This window comes from Algoriphagus sp. AK58 (assembly GCF_014324365.1).
Lineage (GTDB): Bacteria > Bacteroidota > Bacteroidia > Cytophagales > Cyclobacteriaceae > Algoriphagus.
In genome coordinates this window covers 134,645-159,375 of record NZ_QEIG01000004.1, presented here as the reverse complement: position 1 = coordinate 159,375, position 24,731 = coordinate 134,645, and the positions used below count along the sequence as shown (strand labels likewise).

At 43.7% G+C, this 24,731-nt stretch carries 23 protein-coding genes; 10 read left to right on the top strand and 13 right to left on the bottom strand.

The window, feature by feature from the left end:
- Positions 1 to 60 precede the first annotated feature (60 nt).
- Positions 61 to 897, top strand: coding sequence for a 1,4-dihydroxy-2-naphthoyl-CoA synthase (locus tag DDT91_RS03610; RefSeq protein ID WP_187174767.1), 837 nt, complete (start codon positions 61 to 63; stop codon positions 895 to 897).
- 229 nt (positions 898 to 1,126) lie between these two features.
- Here DDT91_RS03610 and hutG read toward each other — a convergent pair whose 3' ends face one another.
- On the bottom strand, positions 1,127 to 2,083 hold the full coding sequence (gene hutG, locus DDT91_RS03605; protein ID WP_187174766.1) for a formimidoylglutamase: 957 nt from the start codon (positions 2,081 to 2,083) through the stop codon (positions 1,127 to 1,129).
- A gap of 78 nt (positions 2,084 to 2,161) precedes the next feature.
- Here hutG and DDT91_RS03600 point away from each other — a divergent pair, with 78 nt between their 5' ends.
- Positions 2,162 to 2,791 carry a Uma2 family endonuclease gene (locus DDT91_RS03600; protein WP_187174765.1) on the top strand — a complete coding sequence of 210 codons (630 nt, stop codon included), beginning with the start codon at positions 2,162 to 2,164 and terminating at the stop codon, positions 2,789 to 2,791.
- A gap of 38 nt (positions 2,792 to 2,829) precedes the next feature.
- On the opposite strand, the gene DDT91_RS20780 is transcribed toward DDT91_RS03600, so the two are convergent.
- From DDT91_RS20780 to hutH, 5 genes are all read right to left on the bottom strand, one after another.
- Positions 2,830 to 3,090, bottom strand: a complete 261-nt coding sequence (locus DDT91_RS20780; RefSeq protein WP_187174798.1) for a type II toxin-antitoxin system RelE/ParE family toxin — start codon at positions 3,088 to 3,090, stop codon at positions 2,830 to 2,832.
- Positions 3,091 to 3,147: 57 nt separating this feature from the next.
- On the bottom strand, positions 3,148 to 3,330 hold the full coding sequence (locus DDT91_RS03590; protein WP_187174764.1) for a hypothetical protein: 183 nt from the start codon (positions 3,328 to 3,330) through the stop codon (positions 3,148 to 3,150).
- 38 nt (positions 3,331 to 3,368) lie between these two features.
- Positions 3,369 to 5,387: a urocanate hydratase gene (locus DDT91_RS03585; RefSeq protein ID WP_187174763.1), complete on the bottom strand. Its 2,019-nt coding sequence runs from the start codon at positions 5,385 to 5,387 to the stop codon at positions 3,369 to 3,371.
- Positions 5,388 to 5,497: 110 nt separating this feature from the next.
- On the bottom strand, positions 5,498 to 6,730 hold the full coding sequence (hutI, locus tag DDT91_RS03580; RefSeq protein ID WP_187174762.1) for an imidazolonepropionase: 1,233 nt from the start codon (positions 6,728 to 6,730) through the stop codon (positions 5,498 to 5,500).
- A gap of 102 nt (positions 6,731 to 6,832) precedes the next feature.
- Positions 6,833 to 8,398 carry a histidine ammonia-lyase gene (gene hutH / locus DDT91_RS03575; protein WP_187174761.1) on the bottom strand — a complete coding sequence of 522 codons (1,566 nt, stop codon included), beginning with the start codon at positions 8,396 to 8,398 and terminating at the stop codon, positions 6,833 to 6,835.
- A 124-nt stretch (positions 8,399 to 8,522) separates the two neighbouring features.
- On the opposite strand from hutH, the gene DDT91_RS03570 reads away from it, so the two are divergent.
- Both DDT91_RS03570 and DDT91_RS03565 read left to right on the top strand, forming a co-directional pair.
- Entirely contained in the window at positions 8,523 to 9,389 is an 867-nt protein-coding gene (locus DDT91_RS03570; RefSeq protein WP_187174760.1) for a LysR family transcriptional regulator, read from the top strand.
- Positions 9,390 to 9,531: 142 nt separating this feature from the next.
- On the top strand, positions 9,532 to 10,317 hold the full coding sequence (locus DDT91_RS03565; protein WP_187174759.1) for a helix-turn-helix domain-containing protein: 786 nt from the start codon (positions 9,532 to 9,534) through the stop codon (positions 10,315 to 10,317).
- A 101-nt stretch (positions 10,318 to 10,418) separates the two neighbouring features.
- On the opposite strand, the gene DDT91_RS03560 is transcribed toward DDT91_RS03565, so the two are convergent.
- From DDT91_RS03560 to DDT91_RS03545, 4 genes are read right to left on the bottom strand one after another with little or no spacing between them, the layout of a single operon-like run.
- The gene (locus DDT91_RS03560) at positions 10,419 to 10,955 is read right to left on the bottom strand and encodes a hypothetical protein (protein WP_187174758.1); all 537 of its coding nucleotides are present in this window, start codon (positions 10,953 to 10,955) and stop codon (positions 10,419 to 10,421) included.
- A complete protein-coding gene (gene menD, locus DDT91_RS03555; protein WP_187174757.1) occupies positions 10,952 to 12,640 on the bottom strand; it encodes a 2-succinyl-5-enolpyruvyl-6-hydroxy-3-cyclohexene-1-carboxylic-acid synthase in 1,689 nt (562 codons plus the stop codon). Before menD ends, DDT91_RS03560 begins: the two co-directional genes overlap by 4 nt.
- The gene (locus DDT91_RS03550; RefSeq protein ID WP_187174756.1) at positions 12,637 to 13,851 is read right to left on the bottom strand and encodes a chorismate-binding protein; all 1,215 of its coding nucleotides are present in this window, start codon (positions 13,849 to 13,851) and stop codon (positions 12,637 to 12,639) included. The genes menD and DDT91_RS03550 overlap by 4 nt, the downstream gene beginning before the upstream one ends.
- A complete protein-coding gene (locus DDT91_RS03545) occupies positions 13,848 to 14,270 on the bottom strand; it encodes a hotdog fold thioesterase (RefSeq protein WP_187174755.1) in 423 nt (140 codons plus the stop codon). The genes DDT91_RS03550 and DDT91_RS03545 overlap by 4 nt, the downstream gene beginning before the upstream one ends.
- 53 nt (positions 14,271 to 14,323) lie before the next feature.
- Between DDT91_RS03545 and DDT91_RS03540 the strand changes: the two genes are divergently transcribed.
- On the top strand, positions 14,324 to 14,953 hold the full coding sequence (locus tag DDT91_RS03540) for a histidine phosphatase family protein (RefSeq protein WP_187174754.1): 630 nt from the start codon (positions 14,324 to 14,326) through the stop codon (positions 14,951 to 14,953).
- Here DDT91_RS03540 and DDT91_RS03535 read toward each other — a convergent pair.
- The 3 genes from DDT91_RS03535 to DDT91_RS03525 all read right to left on the bottom strand — a co-directional run bounded on the left by DDT91_RS03535 (position 14,931) and on the right by DDT91_RS03525 (position 17,326).
- A complete protein-coding gene (locus tag DDT91_RS03535; RefSeq protein WP_187174753.1) occupies positions 14,931 to 15,353 on the bottom strand; it encodes a hypothetical protein in 423 nt (140 codons plus the stop codon). The genes DDT91_RS03540 and DDT91_RS03535 overlap by 23 nt on opposite strands.
- Before the next feature lie 98 nt (positions 15,354 to 15,451).
- Entirely contained in the window at positions 15,452 to 16,222 is a 771-nt protein-coding gene (locus DDT91_RS03530; RefSeq protein WP_187174752.1) for a zinc ribbon domain-containing protein, read from the bottom strand.
- Positions 16,223 to 16,225: 3 nt separating this feature from the next.
- Positions 16,226 to 17,326 (bottom strand): Nif3-like dinuclear metal center hexameric protein, encoded by a 1,101-nt coding sequence (locus tag DDT91_RS03525; RefSeq protein ID WP_187174751.1) that lies wholly within the window; start codon positions 17,324 to 17,326, stop codon positions 16,226 to 16,228.
- A gap of 39 nt (positions 17,327 to 17,365) precedes the next feature.
- On the opposite strand from DDT91_RS03525, the gene lpxK reads away from it, so the two are divergent.
- The 5 genes from lpxK to DDT91_RS03500 all read left to right on the top strand — a co-directional run bounded on the left by lpxK (position 17,366) and on the right by DDT91_RS03500 (position 24,632).
- On the top strand, positions 17,366 to 18,415 hold the full coding sequence (lpxK, locus tag DDT91_RS03520; RefSeq protein ID WP_187174750.1) for a tetraacyldisaccharide 4'-kinase: 1,050 nt from the start codon (positions 17,366 to 17,368) through the stop codon (positions 18,413 to 18,415).
- The gene (locus DDT91_RS03515) at positions 18,412 to 20,358 is read left to right on the top strand and encodes a putative porin (protein ID WP_370539285.1); all 1,947 of its coding nucleotides are present in this window, start codon (positions 18,412 to 18,414) and stop codon (positions 20,356 to 20,358) included. The genes lpxK and DDT91_RS03515 overlap by 4 nt, the downstream gene beginning before the upstream one ends.
- Positions 20,359 to 20,589: 231 nt before the next feature.
- On the top strand, positions 20,590 to 21,201 hold the full coding sequence (locus DDT91_RS03510) for a tRNA-(ms[2]io[6]A)-hydroxylase (RefSeq protein WP_187174749.1): 612 nt from the start codon (positions 20,590 to 20,592) through the stop codon (positions 21,199 to 21,201).
- Between the two features lie 169 nt (positions 21,202 to 21,370).
- Positions 21,371 to 22,615 (top strand): ABC transporter permease, encoded by a 1,245-nt coding sequence (locus DDT91_RS03505; protein WP_187174748.1) that lies wholly within the window; start codon positions 21,371 to 21,373, stop codon positions 22,613 to 22,615.
- A gap of 325 nt (positions 22,616 to 22,940) precedes the next feature.
- Positions 22,941 to 24,632 (top strand): GMC oxidoreductase, encoded by a 1,692-nt coding sequence (locus tag DDT91_RS03500; protein ID WP_187174747.1) that lies wholly within the window; start codon positions 22,941 to 22,943, stop codon positions 24,630 to 24,632.
- Positions 24,633 to 24,731: the final 99 nt, after the last annotated feature.

The window sequence follows — 24,731 nt, the reverse complement described above, 5'->3', positions numbered from 1 at the left end:
AACAAATTCCGCAGGAGAGGGTTAACTTGCACAAAAATGTGATTTTTAAACCAAACGATCATGATCAACTGGATTACTGCCAAAGAATACGAAGATATCACCTACAAAAAATGCAATGGCGTGGCTAGAATCGCCTTCAATCGCCCCGAAGTCCGAAATGCCTTTCGTCCAAAAACCACTGCCGAACTTTATGATGCCTTTTACGATGCGCAAGAAGATACTTCTATCGGAGTGGTTTTGCTGTCCGGGGAAGGACCTTCTCCGAAAGATGGGGGTTGGGCATTTTGTTCCGGAGGAGATCAGCGTGCTAGAGGTCATCAAGGCTACGTGGGTGAGGATGGCTATCATCGATTGAATATCCTAGAGGTTCAGCGTCTGATTCGCTTCATGCCAAAGGTGGTAATCGCCGTAGTTCCAGGCTGGGCAGTAGGAGGTGGGCACAGTTTGCATGTGGTGTGTGACCTGACTTTGGCGAGTAAAGAGCATGCGATTTTCAAGCAGACGGATGCCGATGTGACTAGCTTTGACGGGGGGTATGGTTCGGCTTATTTGGCCAAAATGGTCGGACAGAAAAAGGCGAGAGAGATCTTCTTTTTGGGCCGAAATTATTCTGCCCAGGATGCCTTCGATATGGGAATGGTCAATGCCGTGATACCACATGCCGAATTGGAAGATACCGCCTATGAATGGGCTCAAGAGATCCTTGCCAAGTCACCTACTTCGATTAAAATGCTCAAGTTCGCGATGAACCTAACCGACGATGGAATGGTCGGTCAACAGGTCTTTGCAGGAGAGGCAACTCGCCTTGCATACATGACCGAGGAGGCTAAAGAAGGGCGTAATGCATTTCTTGAAAAGAGAAAGCCAAACTTCAAGAATATCAAATGGATACCATAATCTATTTCAAGTAAAAAAAGAGGCTGAATTCGAAAAATTCAGCCTCTTTTTTCTCCGTTTGTGATGTCCTGCTTCTCCAGAATTAGGACCCTTAATTTTTCCTATTTGTTCTCCCTTTCTTAAAGCAGGACTCTCATTTTTCCCGTTTGCTATCCTGCTTTTCCGAAAGCAGGACTTGCACTTCAAATCAAAAAATGCTGCTTCTGGAGAAGCAGCACAACCAAAGTTTTCACCCAAAAACCTTCCTCAAAATATACTCAATTGCCCTTGCCGCGAGCCTTGCCGTCGCATTGTCCTGATCGTATTTAGGGTTGAGTTCGACCACATCCAAGCTGATCAATTTTTTGCTTTTGGCGATCAGTTCAAAGACCTTGAAAGCGATCTGAGGATTAAAACCCATGGGGGATGGGGCAGACACTCCGGGTGCAAAAGCGGAAGAAAATCCATCCAGGTCAATGCTCAGATACACCTTGTTGACCGAGTCTAAAAACCAGATGATTTGTTCCTCGATGTACTCCCAATTGTTGAGTCGAAAGTCTTCCATGACTAGGTATCGGGCGTTTAGTTTTTCAGCTGTCTGGAAGAGTGATTTGGGGTTGGCTGCCCGCTGAATACCCAAGGCCAGGTAATGGAAGTTATTCGGAAATTCTTGGGCCAATTGAAGGAAAGGCGAACCGGAGTGGGCTTTGCCATCTGCCAAGGGTCTCAGGTCAAAGTGTGCATCCAAATTGATGATTCCGAGTTTTTCGCCTTTTTCAGAAATGTATTGCTGCACTCCTCGGCCATGGGCATAGGCTAAGTCATGACCGCCTCCAATCAGGACAGGGAAGTGATGGCTTTTAAGCAGATCAAGGGTGATTTGAGAGATAGCCACATGTGAGGCCTCCAAATCTTGATTAATGGTGAAAATATCTCCGTAATCCAGAAGCGGTAGATTTTCGGGAAGGTGATAGGCCACCGAACCCAGCATTTTACGGATAGCGGCAGGACCTTCTAAGGTTCCGAGACGGCCTTGATTTCGGATCACACCTTCTTCACCTGCATAGCCAAGTATTCCCACTTTCTTTTCCGTGGTTTGAACAAGGTTCAAGTTGGAGATGGTTTGCACCGCTTGATGCCAATAGTCGAGTTGATCGGATTTTCGACCGGACCAGTGATAGGGAGAAGGGTTTTGGTGAAGGTTCATAGGTTTTCGATTTGAGTCTTGTGGTTTTTACTCTAACTTAAGGAAACTTGTTGTTAATTTCTTTGACATCAACTCAGTATGGAGGTAAAATACAACCGAATTCCACAAAAGGAAAAAATTGACTTGACAAGGTTTAAGCTGCCTGATTCTTCCTTTCCTGGATACAGCTATGCTGATTATTTGACATGGGATTTTGAGGAAATTGTGGAGTTGATAAAAGGAAGGGTTTTCGTCAAACCACCATTTCCAGGAACTAGGCATCAAGAAATTCTGTTAAAATTTTTTTTACAGATCAATAAATCGCTTACCAAAGGGACAGGTGAACTTTACTATGCTCCTTTCGATGTTCGATTTGGCGGAGCGAATGAAGATGGAAAAATAGTTACGGTTGTTCAGCCGGATATTTGTTTGATTTTGGACCCAATTAAACTTGATGAAAGGGGATGTTTTGGCTCTCCGGATTTGATTATCGAAATTTTATCGAAAGGAAATAATACAACGGAATTACAGGAAAAATACGAGCTCTATCAGGAGTTTGGAGTGAAGGAATATTGGATTATTCACCCTGTAGAAAATACCCTTCAGATCAATGTGTTGGTGAATGGGGTCTATCAGCCTTCGCGGCTTTTTACTACAGGTCAAAAAGTAACATCCACTGTACTTCCCGGATTTGAACTGGCTTTGGAGGAGGTTTTTGAGGAAAGTTGATTTCTAGGTAGACCTAAGTTTAAAATTGTTGAAAAGTTTTAGGCAACTAAACCGGTTTTAAGATTTTGGATCTCTATTTCTCTCGAGCCAAGGTCTCTTGAACTATGATGAATAGTCAAAATATCAATCTGAGTTTCATTGATTATTTTGTATATGATGATGTATGACCCAACCACGAGTTGCCGGATATCTTTAAGATTGAAAAATGTAACTATTTGGCCAGAATAAGGGTATCTCTTGAGAATTTGGGTTCTTTCTTTGATTTTTTGAACTTGAATTTTCGCATATTTTTTTTGAATCCCTACTGATGTATAGGGCGATTGCTTTCAAATCTAAAACAGCTTGATCAGTCCATTTTATTTGAACCATTTTTCTATTTCACTGTCTAATTCTTCTTCAGATATGACCTTCCCCTCTTCTGAGTCTTTTAGCCCTTTTTCAATTTTTTGAATCAGGATTAATTGGTCAACCAATTGATCCAAAGTGAATTCTTCAGGTAATTTTTCAAGTTGTTTGACAACTTTGGCTTTTGTCAACATAGGATTGATGTTTAATCAAATATATCGATTTAACCTTTTCAATTTTTGTTTCCTTTGAATTGCATTTTGGAAAGAATTTCATCATCCACCAATTCAGGCACAGTCACTTTCAATCCCGGAGTCCGGTCCATTTCTCGCTGAATCGCTTCCATCGAACCTGAATTTCTCGCCCAGGCTCTTCGGGCAATTCCATTGTTCACATCATAGAAAAGCATGGATTTTAGCCTTCTTTCAGCCTCTTGACTTCCGTCCAAAACCAGCCCAAATCCACCATTGATCACCTCACCCCAGCCGACTCCGCCACCGTTGTGGATGGATACCCAAGTGGCGCCCCGGAAGGAGTCTCCAATCACATTGTGGATGGCCATATCGGCCGTAAATCGACTCCCATCATAGATATTGCTCGTTTCCCGATAGGGGGAATCGGTTCCGCTCACGTCATGATGATCTCTGCCCAAGACAATCGGGGCTGAGATTTCACCGGATGCAATGGCTTGATTGAAAGCATCTGCGATTTTCGCCCGACCTTCCGCATCGGCATAGAGAATTCTCGCCTGTGAACCCACCACCAATTTGTTTTTCTCGGCTTCCTCAATCCAGGTGAGGTTATCCTGCATTTGTTGGGAAATGGATGCAGGGGCATTTATCATAAGTTCCTTCAAAACTGAAGCAGCAATCAGATCGGTTTTTTGTAGGTCTTCGGTCTTTCCAGAAGTACAAACCCAGCGGAATGGCCCGAATCCATAATCAAAGCACATCGGTCCCAAGATATCCTGCACATAGCTAGGGTATCGAAAGTCGATTCCATTTTCAGCCATGACCTCAGCACCGGCCCTTGAGGCTTCGAGCAAAAAGGCATTGCCATAATCAAAAAAGTAAGTTCCTTTGGCTGCGTGCCGATTGATCGCAGCGGCCTGTCTACGAAGAGATTCCTGAACTTTTGCTTTGAAAGCTCCCGGATTTTCTGCCATCAGTTGATTAGATTCTTCGAAAGTAAGCTCAACAGGGTAGTAGCCACCTGCCCATGGATTATGAAGAGAAGTCTGATCTGACCCGAGTTCAACAAAGATACTTTCGGAATCAAATCGCTCCCAAACCTCTACCACATTGCCCAAAAAGGCGATGGAAACCACTTCTACCTCTGATTTTGCCTTTTTTACCCGATCTACCAATTGATCCAAGTCTTCGATCAATTCATCTACCCAACCTTGTTCGAATCGTTTTCGGGCAGCAGCGGGATTGACCTCCGCACATACGGTCACGCAACCCGCAATATTCCCTGCTTTGGGCTGCGCGCCACTCATGCCACCCAGCCCGGCTGTGAGGAAAAGCTTTCCTTTGGACGATTGACCGGGTCCCAATTTTTTGCGAAAGGCATTCATGACTGTGATTGTGGTGCCATGAACGATTCCCTGAGGACCGATATACATGTATGAACCCGCCGTCATCTGACCATATTGGGTGACTCCGAGGGCGTTGAATCGCTCCCAATCATCCGGTTTGGAGTAGTTTGGGATCATCATGCCATTGGTGACAATGACCCGTGGTGCCTCGGGAGAGGAAGGGAAAAGTCCCATGGGATGCCCTGAATACATATGGAGCGTTTGCTCATCAGTCATCTCCGCGAGGTATTTCATGGTCAGGAGGTATTGCGCCCAATTCTGAAATACGGCTCCGTTTCCTCCGTAAGTGATTAGCTCCTCGGGATGCTGCGCAACTGTTGGGTCTAGGTTGTTTTGGATCATCAGCATGATCGCTGCGGCCTGTTTGGATTTGGCAGGATACTCGGAAATCGGCCGGGCATACATGGGGTAATCCGGCATGAAGCGATACATGTAGATTCGTCCGTATTCCTTCAATTCTTCTAAAAATTCAACAGCCAGTTCCTGATGCCATTCTTTAGGGAAATAGCGTAATGCATTTCGAAGAGCCAGTTTTTTCTCCTCCGGAGAAAGAATATCCTTCCGCTTCGGCGCATGAGAAATAGCGGTATTTCGCAGTTTTTTTGGAGGTAACGCTGAAGGGATTCCTTGTATGATTTGATCTTGAAAAGACATGGTATTTACCAATTACGATTTTTGATACTTCGACTACGCTCAGTACAGGTTAACGAAGATGAACTACTTTATAATGCCTGATTTCAGGTCTTAAGTCTTGTGTCTAATGTCTATTGTCTTTGGCCATTCTTCCACACTTCTACTGGCTTCATCTTCCCTTGCTGGTACAAAATCTCCCTATAATCCGAAGTAGGAAAAAGGATAAAATCAGCCAATTGACCAGTGCTTAATTTTCCTCGATCATTCAATCCCAAGGCAGCCGCTGCTCGGAAAGTAATTCCTGCCAAGACCTCTGCGGTGCTGAGTTTTTCGAATGTGGCCAAAATGGAAGCCTGCGCCAGCAAGTCTCCCATCGGGGCCGAACCCGGATTCCAGTCGGAGGCAATGGCCAATGCGGCTCCTTGGTCCAGGAGTTTTCTAGCAGGAGTAAAAGCACAACCCAAACCGATGGAAGCACCCGGAAGAGCGACAGCAATGGTGTTTGATTGGGCTAAAAGTTTGATTTCTTCGTCTCCGGAGGCTTCCAAGTGATCAGCCGACCGAGCACCAAATTCAACGGCAACTTTTGATCCACCTTTTGAAAATTGATCTGCATGAACTGTGAGGTCAAAGCCTAGCTCTTTTGCATGTTGGAAATACGGCGCGATTTCTTCAGGGGAAAAAGCGCTTTTCTCCACGAAGGCATCAATTCGGTTGGTCAGCTTTTCTTTTTTCAGAATGGGGAAAAGCTCGTTTGAAATCATTGACAAATACTCCGAATTCGAACCTGAAAAATCCTTTGGCTTCATGTGCGCAGCGAGGCAAGTAGAGACCAAATCGGCTGAAGTGGATCGATTTGCCTCTTGAATCGCCCGAAGCATTTTCAGTTCTTCCTCGATAGAAAGTCCATACCCACTTTTCACTTCGATGGTTGTCACTCCTTCGGAAAGGTGTCGATTGGCATGATTAGCAGTGATTTTAGCCAATTCGGATGGGCTGAGTTTTCGGCTTTGGGTCACCGTATCCCAGATTCCTCCTCCGGCTTGGGCGATCTCGAGATAGGATTTTCCGGCATTTCGCATCGCAAAATCCTTGGCCCTCGATCCTCCAAAGCAGATGTGGGTGTGGCAATCTACCATTCCTGGCATGGCCACATAGTCACCTTCCAACCCAAAAATTTCCGCTTCTGGAAATTGTGGGCGAAGTGTTTTCCAGTTTCCAACTTGTAGGATTTTTTCACCCTCGATCAGGATTCCTGCCTGCTCGATGATTTCCAATTGATCGTCTTTCAGCGCTCCTTTGAGGGGGAGATGGTCCAAGGTCAAAACTTGGGTGATTGGGCCGATTAGTTTTAGCTTTTTCATGTTATTGTTTCCCACAGATTTTCTTAGAAAAAATCACAGATAGCCACAGATTTAAAATCCGTGAAGATCTGTGGCTTTTTCTGTGCCAATCTGTGGGAAATTTTAATAGTTAAAAATCTTACTCCATTCCGTTTCGAAAGCCAATCCTTCCCGATCAGCCACCTTTTTGGCTAGACTTACCAACTCTCCGCTTTTCACCAACTCAATGGCTGTCTCCATATCTTCGTACAAGATCCGATCAGAAAACACCGGATCAATAGCCCTTCTTACCCGCTCGTAAATGGCGGTCATGATTTTACCAGACTTCAATGGTGCGTGGTAGTCCATTGCCTGTGCGGCGTAGAATAATTCGATTCCGAGGATTTTTTCCACGTTTTCGATCACACGAAGGGCCTTTCTGGCACTGATACTTCCCATGCTGACATGATCTTCCTGTCCCAGTGAAGTGGGAATAGAATCTGCCGAAGCAGGAAAACAAAGGCCTTTATTTTCCGAAGCCAAAGCCGCTGTGGTGTACTGAGGGATCATCAATCCTGAGTTGAGGCCGGTTTCTTTGAGCAAAAGTTTTGGAACTCCCGGGGTGTCCCCTTCGATGGAAAGGTAGATTCTGCGATCGGCAATATTTCCGATTTCGGATGCAGCTAGGCAAGCATAGTCCAAGGGTAATGCAATGGGCTGTCCGTGAAAGTGGCCTCCGGAAATGGTGTGCGTTTCATCAAAAACTACTGGATTGTCCGTCACTGAATTGATTTCGATTTCGAGAGTTTCCTTCAGATGGAGATATGCATTCCAACTTGCCCCATGAACCTGTGGCATGCATCGGAGGGAATAAGGATCCTGAACTCGCGCACAATGCAGATGCGAAGCAACGATTTCTGAGTCTTTCAATAGATTCAGGATGGTCTGTGCCACGTGTTTGTTGCCTGAATAGGGCCGGAGTTGATGGAGTTCGGAGGAAAAAGGTTTTACTGAACCCATCAACCCTTCGATCATCATCGCACCCGTGATGCTCGAATGAGTTAGAAGGTTGTGCAGTCGCTCCACCACTTTTACTCCATGAGCAGCCATAAATTGGGTTCCGTTTATTAAAGCCAAACCTTCCTTGGGTCCTAGGTGGAGCGGTTTTTTGTCGAATTGAGCCAAAACTGTATCGGTCCGCTCTATTTTTTCCTGGTAATGGACTTTACCCAAACCGATCAAGGGCAAAAACAAATGAGAAAGAGGAGCCAAATCTCCAGACGCACCTACGGAACCCTGAATCGGAACCACCGGAACAATATCATTTTCCAGCATCCAGATAATCCGTTCTATGGTCTCCAAACGGATTCCTGAAAAACCTTGTGCCAAGGCGTGGATTTTCAGTACCAACATCAGTTTGGAGATTTCCAGATCGACTGGTTCGCCTACTCCGACTGCATGGCTTTTCAGGAGATTTTCCTGCAGGGTTTTGGTGTCTGCTGCTGAGATTTTGGTGGTGCAGAGTGGTCCAAAGCCCGTATTGATCCCATAGACGATAGTTTCGCCTAGGGCGATTTTTTCTACAGCTTCGGCAGAATCTTGGATTTTTCGAATGGTTTCAGGACTAAGTATTCCTTTGATCTCTTTTCTTGCCAATCCAAGTGCAAGTGAAGCGGTGAGTGTGTCTTGTCCGTAGCGGAAGATATTCATGGTATTTTGATGTAAGACCTGTCAGGTTTTCAAAACCTGACAGGTCTGGAACAGTAAAATTACCTCTTCCTTTTGATGCTTTTTGATACTATTATTGTCACTAAATGATAACTGATAAGCATCAATGGAACTGAGACATTTGAGTTATTTTCAAGCGGTGGCGGAGGAATTGAACTATCGAAAAGCGGCCGAGCGGTTGTTTATCTCTCAACCCGGACTCAGTAGGCAGATTAAGCAGCTGGAGGAGGAATTGGGTGTGCAGCTATTTGAGCGGGATAAAAAACATGTGGAGCTGACAGCTGCAGGAGCTTTCCTAAAAGGAGAAGTGGATTTTGTCTTGAACCATTTGGAGAGCACGAAGCAGCAGTTGTTGGAAATTGCTGAGGGCAGAGAAGGGGAGTTGAGGGTGGGTTTTTTAGGTTCGGCTTCCAATCAAGTACTTCCGGATTTACTTAAAAAACTCAGTCTGAATTTTCCAAAAATCACCACAAGCCTCGAAGAACTCAGCAACCAAATTCAAGTCGAAATGATCCAAAAGGACAAATTGGACTTGGGCTTTGTTCGATTGGCATCTGTACCTGAGGACTTGGAAATGAAACCGGTTTTTCGGGATACGTTTTCTTTGGTGGTTCCCGCAGATCATCCCATTCAGTCCAAGGATTTCAAAAGTGTAGGCCAATTTGCCGCAGAGCCGTTTATCCTTTTTTCGTCCGATTACTCCAATTATTACTACGAGCAGATCATGGGGATTTGTCGGGATGCGGGATTTATGCCGAAGATCAAGCACAAATCCGTGCATGCCTTGACGATTTTCCGATTGGTGGAAAATGGATTGGGAGTCGCCATTGTACCAACTTCCCTAAAGGAAGGTTATGATTTGAAGGTTCGTTTTATGGAGATTCCGGGAATCTCGCAGTTTACGGAGCTATCGGTGATTTGGAAGCCCGAAAATCGGAACCCTGTTTTAGGGAAGGTATTTGGGATGATTTGAAAGAAAAAGACTTAATAGAAGCCTAAAAACCTATTTTTGAGTAAATGTCGGCTTAATGTCGGGTCAATTCCGCCCGTGTTTCGGCCTTTCAAAAAATCTAATCTGAGATCTTGCCATGGTTAAATCACAAACACAATTCACAATGAAGCAACCAGAATTGGGCAAGAAAATCTCGGAACTGAGAAAAGCCAAAGGGCTCACACAAGAGGAGCTCGTCGAAAAATGCAACCTGAATGTCCGTACCATTCAGAGGATCGAAGCAGGAGAAGTGACTCCGAGAAGTTACACGGTCAAGGCGCTTTTTGAAGCCTTGGATTTTCAATGGGAAGAAGAGAAAAGTAGCTTTAAGGATGAGGAGAGAAAAGTGCCAGCCTATCTGTACGTTGCTTTCGCGTCGGGCTTACTCTATTTTTTCATTGCTTTTTTTGAGATCGGTTGGGAATATGAATGGATAGAAGATGGTTTTGTATCCAATAAAACAGGCTTTACCGGAGTGAAATTGATCACCTTTTTCAGCTATGTTGGCTTTTTGCTCGGATTGCTCGGATTAGAGCGATTTTATCCAAACAAGTATTTGAAAATCGCTCTCTGGGTCATGATCGGCTTTAATCTGTTCATGTATTCAGCAGATATGATTGCTCTTTATACGGCCTTATTCAGTATCGAGGATTATTACTGGATTAAGTTTGAAGCATTTGGCTTGGGCTATGCTTTTCTGGGAGCAAGTTATTTTGGGTATAAAAATTTGAAATATGGACTTGGGCAGGTAATTGGTGCCTTGGGTTTGATCGCAGGGATTCTGATTTTTTCAGGATTTGGAGTGGTATTTGGCCTCGTACCGATGACTTTTTTCGAAATCGGTCAGTTGGGATTAATGATTTACTTCATACAAAAAATCGGGAGAAGCACTTCTCCCGATAGTTTTTAAAGTATTCTTATCAACTGCACTTTTGCCAAGTTTTTTGGTACCCTGGTTATTTCAGAATTTCACCTGAATAGAAGATAAAAAAGACATGTTAGCCTGAAAAATTAGTCAAAAGCTATTACTAGGTTTGGATTTGCTTTTTTAAGCTCACTTACATCGGTTGAGTCCACTTTGTTTCCAAAAAGAGCTAAATACTTTAGGTTCTTCAGTTCTTTTAGTTTGCCAATCTCTTCAGAAATAGTCAGTTTGTTCATCATCAAATTCAAACTGTCCAGATTTTGAAGTTGCCCAAAATTGTCTGGCAATTCTTTTAAATCAAGCCCTACTAGACCGAGATTTTGGAGATTCGTCAGTTCTCCAAGTTCTTTTGGTAACTGTCGAAAGGGAGGAACTTCCGTCATTTGCTCTAGCTCGCTCGATGAGGGATAAATTGCCCAGCCTCCCGTGCTGTCCTTTGTGATATACAAGGACATTACTTTTTTCAATTTGCCAATTTCGCTGGGGACACTATCAAGATTATACTGACCCAGGTAGACAACAGCCGTTTCTTTGTCGACTAAGTTATCAAATAGTCCATTTTCCTTGTCTCTAGTGGTGCAGCTAATTACTAAGACCGTCAGTGTTATGAGTAGGAGTCTCATTTTCCTTCAATCGCCCTTTTAATCTTTTCCTTCACCTGCTTCAATATCTCGGCATTCTTAGGACTAGAGGATTCAATTTCCAGGATTTTAGGTTTTAGGCTTGGTTCGTAGAAGTTAGTCAGGGCTTTTTCCAATTCCTCCTGATTTTTTATCAACTGGTATTCAAAACCAAACTCTGCCGCTAAATGGAAAGCATTGAGTTTTTGCCTGGTTTCAAAAAACTCCTCCAATTCCGGCTGCTTGGCTGGACCGTCGATCAGTCGGAAAATCCCTCCAGCATGATTGTTCAGAATCACAATCCGCAGGTTAGGCATAGCGTAGTTGTGCCAAAAGGCATTTCTGTCATAGAAAAATGCCATGTCGCCGGTGATCAAGGTAACCGGTTCTTTAGTGGTAAAAGTGCATCCAACGGCTGTACTGTTGCTCCCGTCTATTCCGCTCGTGCCCCGGTTGCAGATGATTTCCTGATTTCGTTTCCCAAGAAAATTCACATACCGCACTGCCATGGAATTGGCCAGGTGAATTTTGGAAAACGGAGGGATTTTTTTCAGGAGCGTGTGCAAAGCTGGATATTCTCCAAATTCCACCGATTCAAAAGCTTCAGGCAACACAGCCAGAACCTTTTTTTCCAAATTCATCCAAGCTTGTGCAAACTCACTTTCCTGAGTAGGTAGGTTTTGCGACAGCCAAGTGAAAAAGCCTATGGGCAAACAAGCTAAAACCCGGGTTAAGTGCTGATAGGTGTCCTTCGCCTGACCATCGGGCTGAATATGCCAATGTGAAATTTTTTGTTTTCGAAGAAACTGTTTGAGTGACTTTGAAATGACTGATTTTCCAAAGGAAATTACCAAATCGGGTGCAAGATCTCCGTGGAGGTTTTCATGCCCCAACCAATGATCATGAAGGGAAATGCTTTGCTCTCCCTGAAGGTTGGAAATGGTATCGGCTACGACCACCACGTTTTGGTTTTTGGCAAGGTGATCCAGCAAAGTTTGAAGTTGAGGATTTGGTTTTTGCTGACCAGGGACAATCATCAGTCGCTTGACTTCCTGAAGGCGATTTTTGATGTGCCTGAGGCTTTCTTCGCTGAGTTGGCTTTGGCTGGAAACTGTGGTGAATTCCCTCGGAATCTCTGGATATTCAAACTTTTCTCCCTCTGAAGGATAAAATGGCTCTCGAAGTGGAATGTTGATGTGGACAGGTCCAGCAGGAAATTGCCTGCTTAAGTTGATGGCTTCATTGACGATTCTACTGGCATGCCAAACCTGATCTTTTTGCTCAAAGGAATCCGGAAAGCGGAAGGTCTTTTTTACATGCTTGCCATAGACTTCCTCCTGAAAAATCGTCTGTCCATCCCATTGATCTATCCATTCAGCCGGTCTGTCAGCGGTGAGTATCACCAAAGGGATCTGCTGGAAAAAAGCTTCTGAAATCGCTGGAAAATAATTTAAAGCCGCCGACCCTGAGGTGCAGACCAACACCACAGGCTGACCCAACTGCTGCGCCATTCCCAAGGCAATAAAAGCAGCCGATCGCTCATCTGAAATGGTACGAGAATGGATCTCCGGATGCCTGGCAAAGGCCAGAGTCAAAGGTGCACAGCGTGAACCCGGGGAAAGGATGGCGTTTTGGATGCCTTTTTGGGCACAAATGGCCACCAGATCGAGAATAGGCTGAATGATCAAGCGCTTGGATGTTTAATGAATTTGCCGATGATTTCACACTTCATTTCGGTTTCCTCCCACTCCTTTTCAGGGTCGGAATCTTCCGTCACCCCTGCGCCTGCAAAGAGGACAACCTGGTTTTTTTGGAAGTTAGCCGTGCGAAGATTAACGTAAATGGAAGTTTCGGACTCAATATTGACCGGACCCAGAAAACCTGCAAAGAAGCTTCGGTCAAAGCTTTCATTTTCTTGCAAAAATTCATGAGCCTCACGTCTTGGCATGCCACAAACAGCAGAGGTGGGGTGAAGCAAGTCCAACATCACCGAACCAAGCTGAGGAAAACCTGTGGCTTTCATATTTACCTTAAAGTCAGATCTCAAGTGAAGCAGATTGCCAGCCATTACGGTTTTGGGACCATGTTCTTCGTACTCCCTAAGACGGATTTTCTTAAAGCAATCCACGATGTATCGACTAACCAACGCTTGCTCTTCGATTTCTTTTTGTGTCCAAGCAGCAGATTTTAATGGGTTGTCTCCTTTTGCCGCTTGGGTACCCGCCAAAGCCATAGTGTAGAAAATGTCGCCTTTGGTCTCGATCAGCACTTCTGGAGTCGCACCCATCCAGGTACCAACCTGGGGAATATGGAAGAAATTGACAAAAGAATTGGGATAAGAGTAAATGAGTTGAAGAAAGGTTTTTCCCAAATCAAATCCCTTTGGTAGTTCTAATACTTTGGTACGGGCTGGAACGATTTTCTCCATCAACCCAGAGGCAATGGCTCCAATGCCTTGGTTCACCAAATGAATAAACGATTCTTTTTCAGAACCTTGAACCTGCTTTCTGCTGGAGACAAAGGTATTAGCTCGAAGAAGCTTTTCGATCTCGTTGGCTTTGCTTTTAGTCTGCCCCAGACTTGATTGTAGCCAAGCGGGAAGTTCTTCTGCCGCGATGGATTCTGTCAGATTAAATTTGAAATACTGATTGGCTTGGATATAGAATGCCTTTTTGTCCTCCTGATCTGCGAATGGGTGAATCACAAAGCCGGGTGGTAATTCTTCCAGATTCAACCCGACACGATTTGGCTCCTGTTTTTCGTCCAGAATAAATTCCAGGGTTTGTGTCCGTGGTTTTCTCCAAAGAGCAAAGGATCCTCCGGACTGTAGTCCTTGGAGGAAAAGCAGATGGATTGCTTCTTCCTGAGTGATCGAAGTGATCGATTCTGTCAAATTCATTTTTTATCCAAAATCGCCATCGTAATGCGGCTGATGCAGCACAATTGATCGGCTTCGTTGTAGATTTTTATTTCCCAGACTTGAGTGGATTTACCCAAGTGAACAGGTTTGGCTATCCCTTTTACCTTTCCTTCTCTTACAGATTTCAGGTGATTGGCGTTGATTTCCAAGCCTACACAGATTTGCTTTTCAAGGTCCAAGGTCAGTGATGAAGCCACACTTCCCAAAGTCTCCGCCAATGCAACGCTTGCTCCACCGTGTAACAAGCCATAAGGCTGTATGGTTCGATGGTCCACTGGCATAGTAGCTTCCAAGGAATCCTCACCTATAGCGGTGTATTCGATGCCAAGGTGATCCACCATAGATGGGAGCTTGGGATTATTTAGCTGATTGAGGGTGGGTTTGGAAATAAAAACCATTAAAATCTGGGCTAAATGAAGTTTATTTGGGCTTTGGACAAAAATAAAGAAACTTGAACCGAAAAAAAATTTACCTCGTCCGACACGGGCAGACTGATTTCAACCTTCAAGGCGTGGTACAAGGAAGCGGTATTGATGCTCCCATCAATGCCACGGGAAGGGCCCAAGCTCAAGCATTTTTTGAGTCCTACAGAAATGTGCCCTTTGATCAAATTTATCATACGGCCTTGATCCGGACCAAACAGTCAATTCAGGGGTTTATTGATTTGGGAATACGTACAAGAGCATTAGCGGAGCTTAATGAGATTTCATGGGGAGATTACGAAGGGACACCAATGACGCCTGAGGAAGGCGAGTACTACCGGCACATGCTCCATCAGTGGCAACAGGGAAATCTGGATTATGCTATTGCGGGCGGTGAAAGTCCAAATACCGTTGCAGTCAGGATGAAGCGGGGAATTGATATTATTTTAAATGGTCCGGGAGAGACCATCTTGGTCTGTATGCACGGTCGGGCGATGCGTATATTTCTCAGCCTCATTTTAAATTATGACCTGAGATACATGGATCAATTCGAACACAACAACTTGTGCCTTTATCTCTTGGAACAGCTACCGGATGATTCCTTCGTGGTTAGAAAATTCAACGATCAAACTCACCTTAAGGGAGTGATGCCGATTTAGCAGATTTTTGAATTTTCTTTTTTTGTGCCATGCTTGCTTCGTACATAGCTTGGTAGGTTTGGTGTAATGACTTGTTCTCTGTCAAATCAAAAAGTCTAAACGCTAGATTTTGGAGTTGAATTTTGGACCCATCGCCAAGATTTACCAAGAATTCGCCAAGAAAGCATTCATCAAAATCGCAGGAGGGAATTTCAATCAAAAGAGCTAATTCTGAATTTCCATCGTAAGTTTTTGTAGAGAAAAAGGAGGAAAACTGAGATTCAATGTCCTTGAGATTGGTTTTATAATCTTTTAATTCTTTGGACTTAAAGAGGGCTAAAAACGTCTTCGACTCGGGATCTTTTGCAAATCCCGAAGAACTAAAGATGAAAATGAATAAAAGTATTGCCAACTTTTTCATGACAAGCAATTTAAAAATAAAAGCCATAAATAGTTAAAAATGTTTTGGCAAAAAAAAATCTCCGAGTTCTCGGAGATTTTCAAAAATCTTATGAATAATTAAGCTTTAGCTGTTCTTCGTTTTGCTTTTGCGCTGTCATCTTCCACCTCATCCTCAACACCTGCTAAAATTCTTCCGCAATGCTCACAAACAATCAACTTTTTCTTTTCCCGAATATCTGCCTGTCTTTGTGGAGGAACGGTATTGAAACAACCACCGCAAGCACCTCTTTTTACCATGACTACGGCTAATCCGTTTTTGGCATTCGCGCGAATTTTGGTGTAAGACTTTACCAATCGCTCTTCAACCTTTTTGCTGGCTTTTTCTCTTTCTGCAATCAGTTTGGATTCTTCAGCCTCACTCTCAGAGACAATGGTTGAAAGCTCCTCTTTTTTAAGATCCAAGTCTTTTTGACGGTCCTTCATCAAGTTGCTCAACTCCTCAAGGTCCGCCTTCTTGTTGTCGATTTTAACCCCTGCTTCTGCAATCTTTTTCTTGGATACCTGAATTTCAAGATCCTGAAGTTCAAGTTCTTTGGTGATCGCGTCGTACTCACGGTTATTTCTAACATTCATCTGCTGTTCCTGATACTTTTTGATCAGTTTTTCAGAGTCTTTGATGTTTTCTTTGTACCGCTTGATGTCTTCTTCGAATCCTTCGATGTCTCTTTTGAATTTTTCGAGTCGGGTTTCGTAGCCTGCTATCTCGTCTTCGAGGTCTTGGACTTCTTCAGGAAGTGCTCCTCTTACTTTTACGATGGCATCTAGTCTTGAATCTATAAGTTGAAGGTTGTAGATAGCTTCGAGTTTCTGTGCTACTGTACTTTCCATGTACTATCGGTAGGATGTGGGATTAGTAACTACTTTTGTCAAATAGAGTGCAATATTAGGAAAATTTTGTGACAATAGTTCGGCCAGTAAATCTTTTGTAAAAATTTCGCTTTCATAATGGCCGATATCACATAGGATCAGCTGTCCCTCAGCATCAAAAAATTCATGGTATTTGATATCTGAAGTGACAAAGGCATCAGCTCCTGCTTTTTTGGCATCTGAAAGCAGGAAAATGCCTGCACCCCCACAAACGGCCACCTTTTTGACCGGTTTGTTTCTCAGGGAAGTATGTTTGATGATTCGTAGATTCATTCTCTCTTTTAAAAAATCCAAAAATTCATCCTCGGACATAGGGTGTTCCAATGTACCGATCATACCTGCACCTACTTCCTGATTTTCATTTTCCAATACAGAAAGGTAATAAGCCACCTCTTCATAGGGGTGGTTTTTTTTCATTTCTGAGACTATTTTTCCACTGAGATACCCAGGTAAAATTACTTCCACGCGTGTTTCACGCTCATATTGGGGTATGCCTCTCTCCCCAATAAAAGGATTGGCTTTCTCAGAAGGAGTGTAGGTGCCCATTCCTTCCAATTGAAAGGAACAGTCTTTATACTCGCCGATTTGTCCCGCACCAGCTTCAAATATGGCCTTCAATACTTGGTCTTTATTGTCACTGGGAACAAAAAAAACAAGCTTGTTTAAAATTTGCTTTTTGGGTTGCAGTATTCGGGTATCGGTCAATCCAATCCGATCACTGATTCTTTTGTTTACTCCGGAAGAAACATGGTCCAGGTTGGTGTGAATAGCATAGATAGCTATATCATGTTTGATAGCCTTGATGACCGTTCTTTCTACATAATTTTTTCCGGTAAGGCTTTTTAGGCCTTTAAATACTATGGGATGGTGTGCGACGATCAGGTTAGCTCCTAATTCTATGGCCTCTTCAACGACCTGCTCTGTGCAGTCTAAGGCACAAAGGATTCCGGTGAGTTTAGAATTGCGATTCCCGCATATTAAGGTAGCGTTGTCGTAACTTTCCTGATAGGCCGGAGGAGCAAATTGCTCAAGAAAGGATAGCACATCCTGGATTCGGTATCCCATATTTTTCTTTTCTTTGATCAAAATTAGCAATTCTGCCCAATGCCTTGGTACGGATTTTTCCTTCTTCCATTCGCTTTTATTTTTCGTTTGATCACAGAGGTCAGAAACTTCCTGTATGATCATGAGCTATTAAAAAGCCATAAATCCCCCATCAAGACTTTGGTAGTGGGGAATTTGTCAGTGGGGGGGACAGGAAAGACACCTATGGTTGAATTTTTGATCCATTCTTTGAAGGGAAAAATACATTTAGCTTCCCTAAGCAGGGGATATGGTAGAAAGACCCAAGGATTTTTGATGGCGAATTCGAATAGTTCTCCCAAAGAAATTGGGGATGAACCCCTTCAAATTTTTCAAAAATTTAAAAGTAATGTTCCCGTATTTGTGGGAGAGGACCGAGTGGAGGCATTAAAAAAAATGGCCAAACTCAACTCTACCATCCAAGGTGTGATTTTGGATGATGCATTTCAGCACCGCAAATTGAAACCTGATTTCAGTATCATACTTACCTCTTTTTCAAAACCTTTCTTCAGGGATTTTCTTTTGCCGGCAGGCAGGCTCAGAGAGTCGAGGAAGGGAGCCAGGCGTGCCCATGTGATCATCGTGACGAAGTGCCCTTCAGGGTTGAGCCTTAAGGAAAAAGAAAGGTACGGGGATCAAATCAGGAAGTATTCCTCCTCAAGTGCTGAAATTTTCTTTTCAGGAATAGGATATGGGGCTCCTTATCTGGTTTGGGGGAATAAATCTGAATTTATCCCCAAGGTCGTAGTGGTTTCTGGCTTGGCAGATGATTCCCTGTTCTTGGAATTTTGTAAAAATACATTTGAAGTGGTGGATAGCGTATCATTTCCGGACCACTATGAGTATAGAAGGGAAGATGCCACCACTCTTGTGGGTCTTGTTAAAAAACATCAGGATGCCAAGGTCGTTTTACTTACCACAGAAAAAGATGCCGAAAAACTTAAATCCCTAGCCAAACAGGGATTTTTGGAGGAAATTCCGATTTTTGCGCTTCCTATTGAGGTAAAATTTGAACCAAGCGAGCAGGAAATGTTGCTCAGCATCATCCGAGAAAAATTCATTGAAAAGTGATCAGAAGAGCATTAGTCCCAGTTTTTTTCTTCATTCTGCTGGCTTTTCAGTCACTTTTTGCTCAGCGGCCTTTCCCTCAAATCAATACAGGAGGCAATCAAGGGGCTCGTCAAGGTAGGCAATTGGCCAATCCGGAAGATCAGGATACGGAGGGGCGTCGTACGCTGTTGGACGACAGCACCAAGCAGGTGTACGGACCAAAGACCTCTCTTTTTTTTTATGAAAAAGCCATCAAGAGAAATAGCCTGAAATTGTATGAGCAGGATACCTTGTTGGATAACTTTCACAATTATGATCCTGTCGCCAAGTCAGGCTGGAAATACCAGGATCTGGGAAACATAGGCAGTGCTGCAAAGCCTGTTTATTACACAGTCCCTGAGTTGATCGGCTTGACCTCCGGGTTTCATGCCTATGATCTGTATTACCGAGATCCTGCAAAACGGAGATTTTTTGACACCAAATCCCCATTTACTGAAATGGCAGCTTTTTTCGGTGGAGGCAATCGCAACATGCTCGATATTGCTTTTGCCAGGAATGTAAACCCACGCTGGAATATAGGGCTTGATTTCAATACCATGCGTATTCGAAAGACACTCAATCCAGCTCAGAGGGATGATCACATGACTTTTCACAATGCGTACGGCCTTCATACCAATTACCGATCGGAAAATGGAAGGTATTGGATTCTAGGTGCGTTTTCCAGAATGAAACATGTGGTAAACGAGATTGGAGGGATCATACCTCCTGAAGTAGATCCTACCTCCCTGTATTTTACCTATGAGGATGCAAAAGTTTGGTTGCAAAATTCAAGGGCAAGAGACTTGAGGCAGGATATTCATACCTATCAGGAATACAAACTGGGTAATGGACTCCAGTTTTATCATGTCTTGGATAGAAAGAATCAAAATCTGGTTTTTGAATCTCCCTTGACCTCTTCTGATTCGGCTTTTTTTAATAAAAACAGATTCAACCATCCCGATACTACCCAAAACAAAAGTGATTTTGCGGAGTGGAGAAATGAGTTGGGGATCAAAGGGACATTCAAAGGATTCTATTACAATTCTTATGTAAAGCTCAGGAACGGGCGAATGGAAAGCCCATTCTTCCCAGACAAAAGAGAGTCTTTCAATGAATTTTATATTGGAGCGGAATTGATCGGCAAGCTTTCGGAAAAGTGGGAGGTCAGTGCAGACGGCGAATATTTGATCCCGGGCAATTTTAAAATCCATGGGATTTTTATTTCACCATGGCTGGATTTGGAATACACCAAGGCTCTGTATAAGCCTACCTCCATGCAACAGATCTATTACGGAAATCATTTTCAATGGGAAAATGACTTTTCTGATATCGGGGTAGATCAAATCAAAGGTACGGTCAAAGTCGATTTGGAAAATATCAAGATCAGACCAAATCTCACGCTCAACAGGATCAATAATTACGTGTATTTCGGTGAAGATCTGCAAGTCGCCCAAGCCAGTGGAGAGGCATTTATGATTATGCCGGGATTGCTGGCCAATCTCAAACTTGGTAAAAAAATCCGGTTGGATACCGAAGTAATCTTTACGAAAATCACAGGGGATGCGGCGGATAATTTCAGAATTCCAGAATGGTATAATAATACCCGGCTTTATTTTGACGGCCCCATGTTTAATGGAAATGTAGTTGTCCAAACGGGAGTAGACTTTAGGTTTAAGTCGTCCTATTTTGCCGAAGCCTACAACCCATCTTATCAGCAATTCCATCTTCAAAACACCTTCGATGTATATGCCTATCCTGTTTTGGATTTCTTTTTGGATTTCCGCATCAACAGAACAAGGGTTTTGCTAAAGTACAATCACCTCAATGCGGGTTTGTTATCCAGAGAGGGGTATTTTGTGACTCCGGATTACACAGGATATCGGTCTTTCCTTGATTTGGGAATTTCTTGGTATTTGTTTGATTGAAAAGTAGGTTGAATTAAGGATTACCAATCTTCGACTTTCGATATTCATCATTCGGTATTCAGCATTAGAACAATCTCTAACTCTGAACTTCGAACCTCCAGATCTGAACGAAGAAGAAATTAACGCTGAACCGTTAACGCCTTACATTTAACAGTGAAAAATGTCGAATTTCGAACGCCGAATGATGAATGTTGAAGTGTAAGAATGACTATTTGTAAAGGTTAATTAAATATGAGTTGGGAAGAAACCACCCGTCAAAAGATGCTTCACCTCAAACTACCCACAGATCCGAGATGGGTGGACATCGCTCAGATGCAGATAGAGGATATCTTGGTAGATCATGCCTACTGCGAGCAAAAAGCTGCTTCTTCATGTATTAGCCTGATTGTAAGGTATAATGATTTGGATTATTTGGTGGAGACGCTGACACCGATCGTTGCCGAAGAATGGGGCCATTTCGAGCGTGTGATGGAACAGCTAAAGAAGCGTGGGTTGAAGTTTGGCAAGCAGCGCAAAGATGAGTATGTAGCCAAGCTCAATGAGTTTGTAAAAAAAGGGGGGAGTCGTATGCAGCAACTCACCGAGTACCTGCTTATGAATGCCCTGATTGAAGCTAGAAGCTGTGAGAGGTTTAAACTCCTGTCAAAAAATATTCAGGATGAAGATCTTCAGAAGTTTTATTATGAGCTTATGATTTCAGAAGCCGGTCACTATGTGACGTTTATCGAGATGGCCCGAATGTACCATGACCCGGAAAAAGTAAACAAGCGTTGGCAGGAGTGGCTGACGTATGAAGCCGAGGTGTTGAAAAACATGGAGCTTCGGGGAGATCGGATGCATTAATTTGGAAGTCCTGAAAATTTGCTTTCGTAAAATTGCATTAGCAACGGGCTGGTGAAGCCTTGAAAAAAGTTAAAAAAAGCGCTCCTTTGCTTGATTTCAGTCCATTTTACCTAATATTAATCTTTGCTTTTCAAAAATTTTTAAAAACCTGTTCCAAAACGAACAAACCATGAATTTGATCGAAAATGTCCGCGAAGCCTTGAATTCGGTGAAAGTTCACCTGCTTCGAACTGTTTTGACGGGAGCCATCATAGCCATTGGGATATCCTCTTTGGTAGGGATGTTAACCGCCATAGATGGAATTAAGGCACAGATTGCAGAAAGTTTCGCCGGACTTGGGGCAAATTCATTTGACATCCGAAATAAAGGAGCAAGTGGGGGAAGGGTAGTTCAGGAAGGGAAGACCGAAAAAACTTACCCTCCGATCACTTTTCGAGAAGCCCAAAGTTTCAAGGAACAGTATGCTTCCATAGGAATATCAACGGTCTTTACTTCTGTAACAGGTGCAGCCGAAATCAAACGCGGTTCGAAAAAGACCAATCCAAACACTCGAATCAGAGGCGGAGATGAAAACTATTTGTCCATCAAAGCAATCAAATTGGCTAAGGGAAGAAATTTTAGCCAAATGGAAGTCAGGTATGGCAATAGTGTGGCGATCATCGGGAAAGAATTGGAAGAAACCCTCTTTGAAAGCGGTGAAGATCCGCTCAATCAAAAAATTACATTTCTTGGAAAGCCTTACACCATCATCGGGGTATTGGATAAGCAGGGAGGAGTAGGGCAAGATCAAGGAGCGGATCGGCAGATTTTGATTCCGATAGAAAATGCAGCTAGACTTGATACCCGAGGTACTTTTAATTACCGGATTACAGGTGTAGCCTCCGACCCCGGAAAGATAGATTATGAAATGGGACAGGCTACAGGAATGATGAGAAAAATTCGTCAGGATAGAGTCGCTCAGGAAGATTCCTTCGAACTGGCCAAGAGTCAATCCGTAGCAGAAAGTTTGGAGGAAGTGGCCGGATATCTTCGGATTGGGGGTTTTGGCATAGGCTTTATCACGCTTTTAGGTGCATCGATTGGTTTGATGAATATCATGCTCGTTTCAGTGACGGAAAGAACCCGGGAAATCGGAATCCGAAAAGCTCTTGGGGCTACACCACTTAGAATCAGGCAGCAGTTTTTGATCGAAGCCATTACGATCTGTGTGATAGGGGGGATATTTGGTATGATGCTGGGAATTGGCATCGGTAATATCATAGCCAACTTTATTGGTCCGGGAGGTTTTTTGGTACCTTGGCTTTGGATGATCGTTTCCTTTATTATCTGTATCGTGGTTGGCCTGATTGCCGGATATATTCCTGCTTTCAAAGCAAGTAAATTGGATCCGATCGAGTCTTTGAGATACGAGTAATTATTTTCTAGGACAGATTTTCTGGTTATGGCTTTTGGTTCTTAACTTCTGAATTTGGGCAGGAAGACCGAAGATCGAAGAAATCTTAAACTTGAATTTCGCCTTTACACAAAACCTCAACTAGTTAAGAACGGAGTTTTTGAGGATTAAGCATTAGATAAGAAGATTTGCCCCAATTCGGAAACTTTGAACCGGATTGGGGTTTCTGTTTTTCAATTCATTTCCCAGCTTCCAAACGCCCTAACTTCCCAACTCCCTTACCTACCAACTTCCACAAAGACAAAAATTTTCAAAAAGTTTAGAGCGAAAGTCCTATTTTTCAATTATGAATTCTCATCAATACGACGCGATAGTAGTGGGTTCTGGTATTTCAGGAGGCTGGGCTGCCAAAGAACTTTGTGAAAAAGGCTTGAAAACGCTTGTGCTTGAACGGGGTAGGCAGGTTGAGCACCTGAAAGATTACCCAACCATGACAGCCAATGTCTGGGATATGCCTCACCGCAACAGAATTCCCCTGGCAGATGAACTGGAAAATCCGGTGGTCAACCGTTGCTATGCTTATGCAGAAGACACGCAGCATTTTTTCGTAAAAGACAGTGAACATCCTTATGTTCAAAACAAGCCTTTTGACTGGATCAGAGGCTATCAGGTCGGCGGGAAATCACTGATTTGGGCGCGCCAAACGCAGCGCTGGAGTAAATATGATTTTGAAGGTCCGGGGCGGGATGGTTTTGCCGTGGATTGGCCGATTCGATATGAAGACATTGCTCCCTGGTACAGTTATGTGGAGCGGTTTGTGGGAATCAGCGGCAACTATGACGGATTGGAAACCCTTCCGGATGGAGAATTTCTTCCTGCTTGGGAGATGAATTGTGTGGAGAAAGAAGTTCAAAAGCGGATTTTGGAAGCCTATGGTGACCGGAAGTTTGTAATCGGACGCTGTGCTCATCTCACTCAGCCGAAGGATGTTCATCTGGCTCAAGGCCGTGGACAATGCCAGGCCAGAAATCAATGCTATCGGGGCTGTCCTTTTGGAGGCTATTTCAGTTCCAACTCCTCCACCTTGCCGGCTGCTGCTAAAACAGGAAACCTGACCATCCGACCGGATTCGGTGGTTCATTCGGTGATTTGGGATGAAGAAAAGGGTAAAGCCACCGGTGTCCGGGTGATTGACCGAGTGACCAAGGAAGCTACCGAATACTTCGCAAATGTTATTTTTCTGAATGCCGCTTGCCTGAATACCAACCTGATTTTGCTCAATTCTACTTCCAGTCGCTTCCCGAATGGATTGGGAAATGATTCCGGGATTTTGGGCAAATACATTGCTTTCCATAATTACCGTGGCACCTTGGGAGGCAGATTTGAAGGTTTTGAAGACAAATACTATTATGGCCGTAGGCCCACTGCGGTCATGCTGCCCAATTTCCGAAATGTGAAAAAACAGGAAATGGATTTCCTTCGAGGTTACATGACTTTTTATTCTGCAGGTCGTGGAGGCTGGGGCGGAGCTAGAGATGTACCTTTTGGAGCGGAATTCAAAGAGGCTAATTCCGAGCCTGGACCTTGGTGGATATCCATGATGATGCAAGGCGAGACGATCCCAAAAGAAACCAATCTGGTGTCGCTCAGTCCGGATTTGAAAGATCCTTGGGGTATTCCGCAGCTCCAGATTGATATCGCCTACGATGATAATGATGAAAAAATCATCAAAGACTTTCTCGAGCAGGGCGAAGAGATGCTGACCAAAGCAGGAGTGACCAATATTTACAAAAACGACAGCAAGCAAGCCCCTGGTTTAGATATTCACGAAATGGGTGGAGTCCGGATGGGACGTGATCCCAAAACGTCACTTTTGAATGGCTTCAATCAGATGCACTTGGCGCCCAATGTATTTGTGACGGACGGGGCAGCGATGACCTCTACCGGCACTCAAAACCCATCCATTACCTACATGGCCCTGACTGCACGTGCGGTGGATTATGCGGTCAAGGAGTTGAAGAAGGGAAATATCAAGTAAGTCAGAAGTATGAATTGAGAAAGCTGAAATTTTGACAAAGCAAACCTCTTTTCAGCTTTCTGAATTTAGATTTCATACTTTTTGCTGAAAAACTTCTTC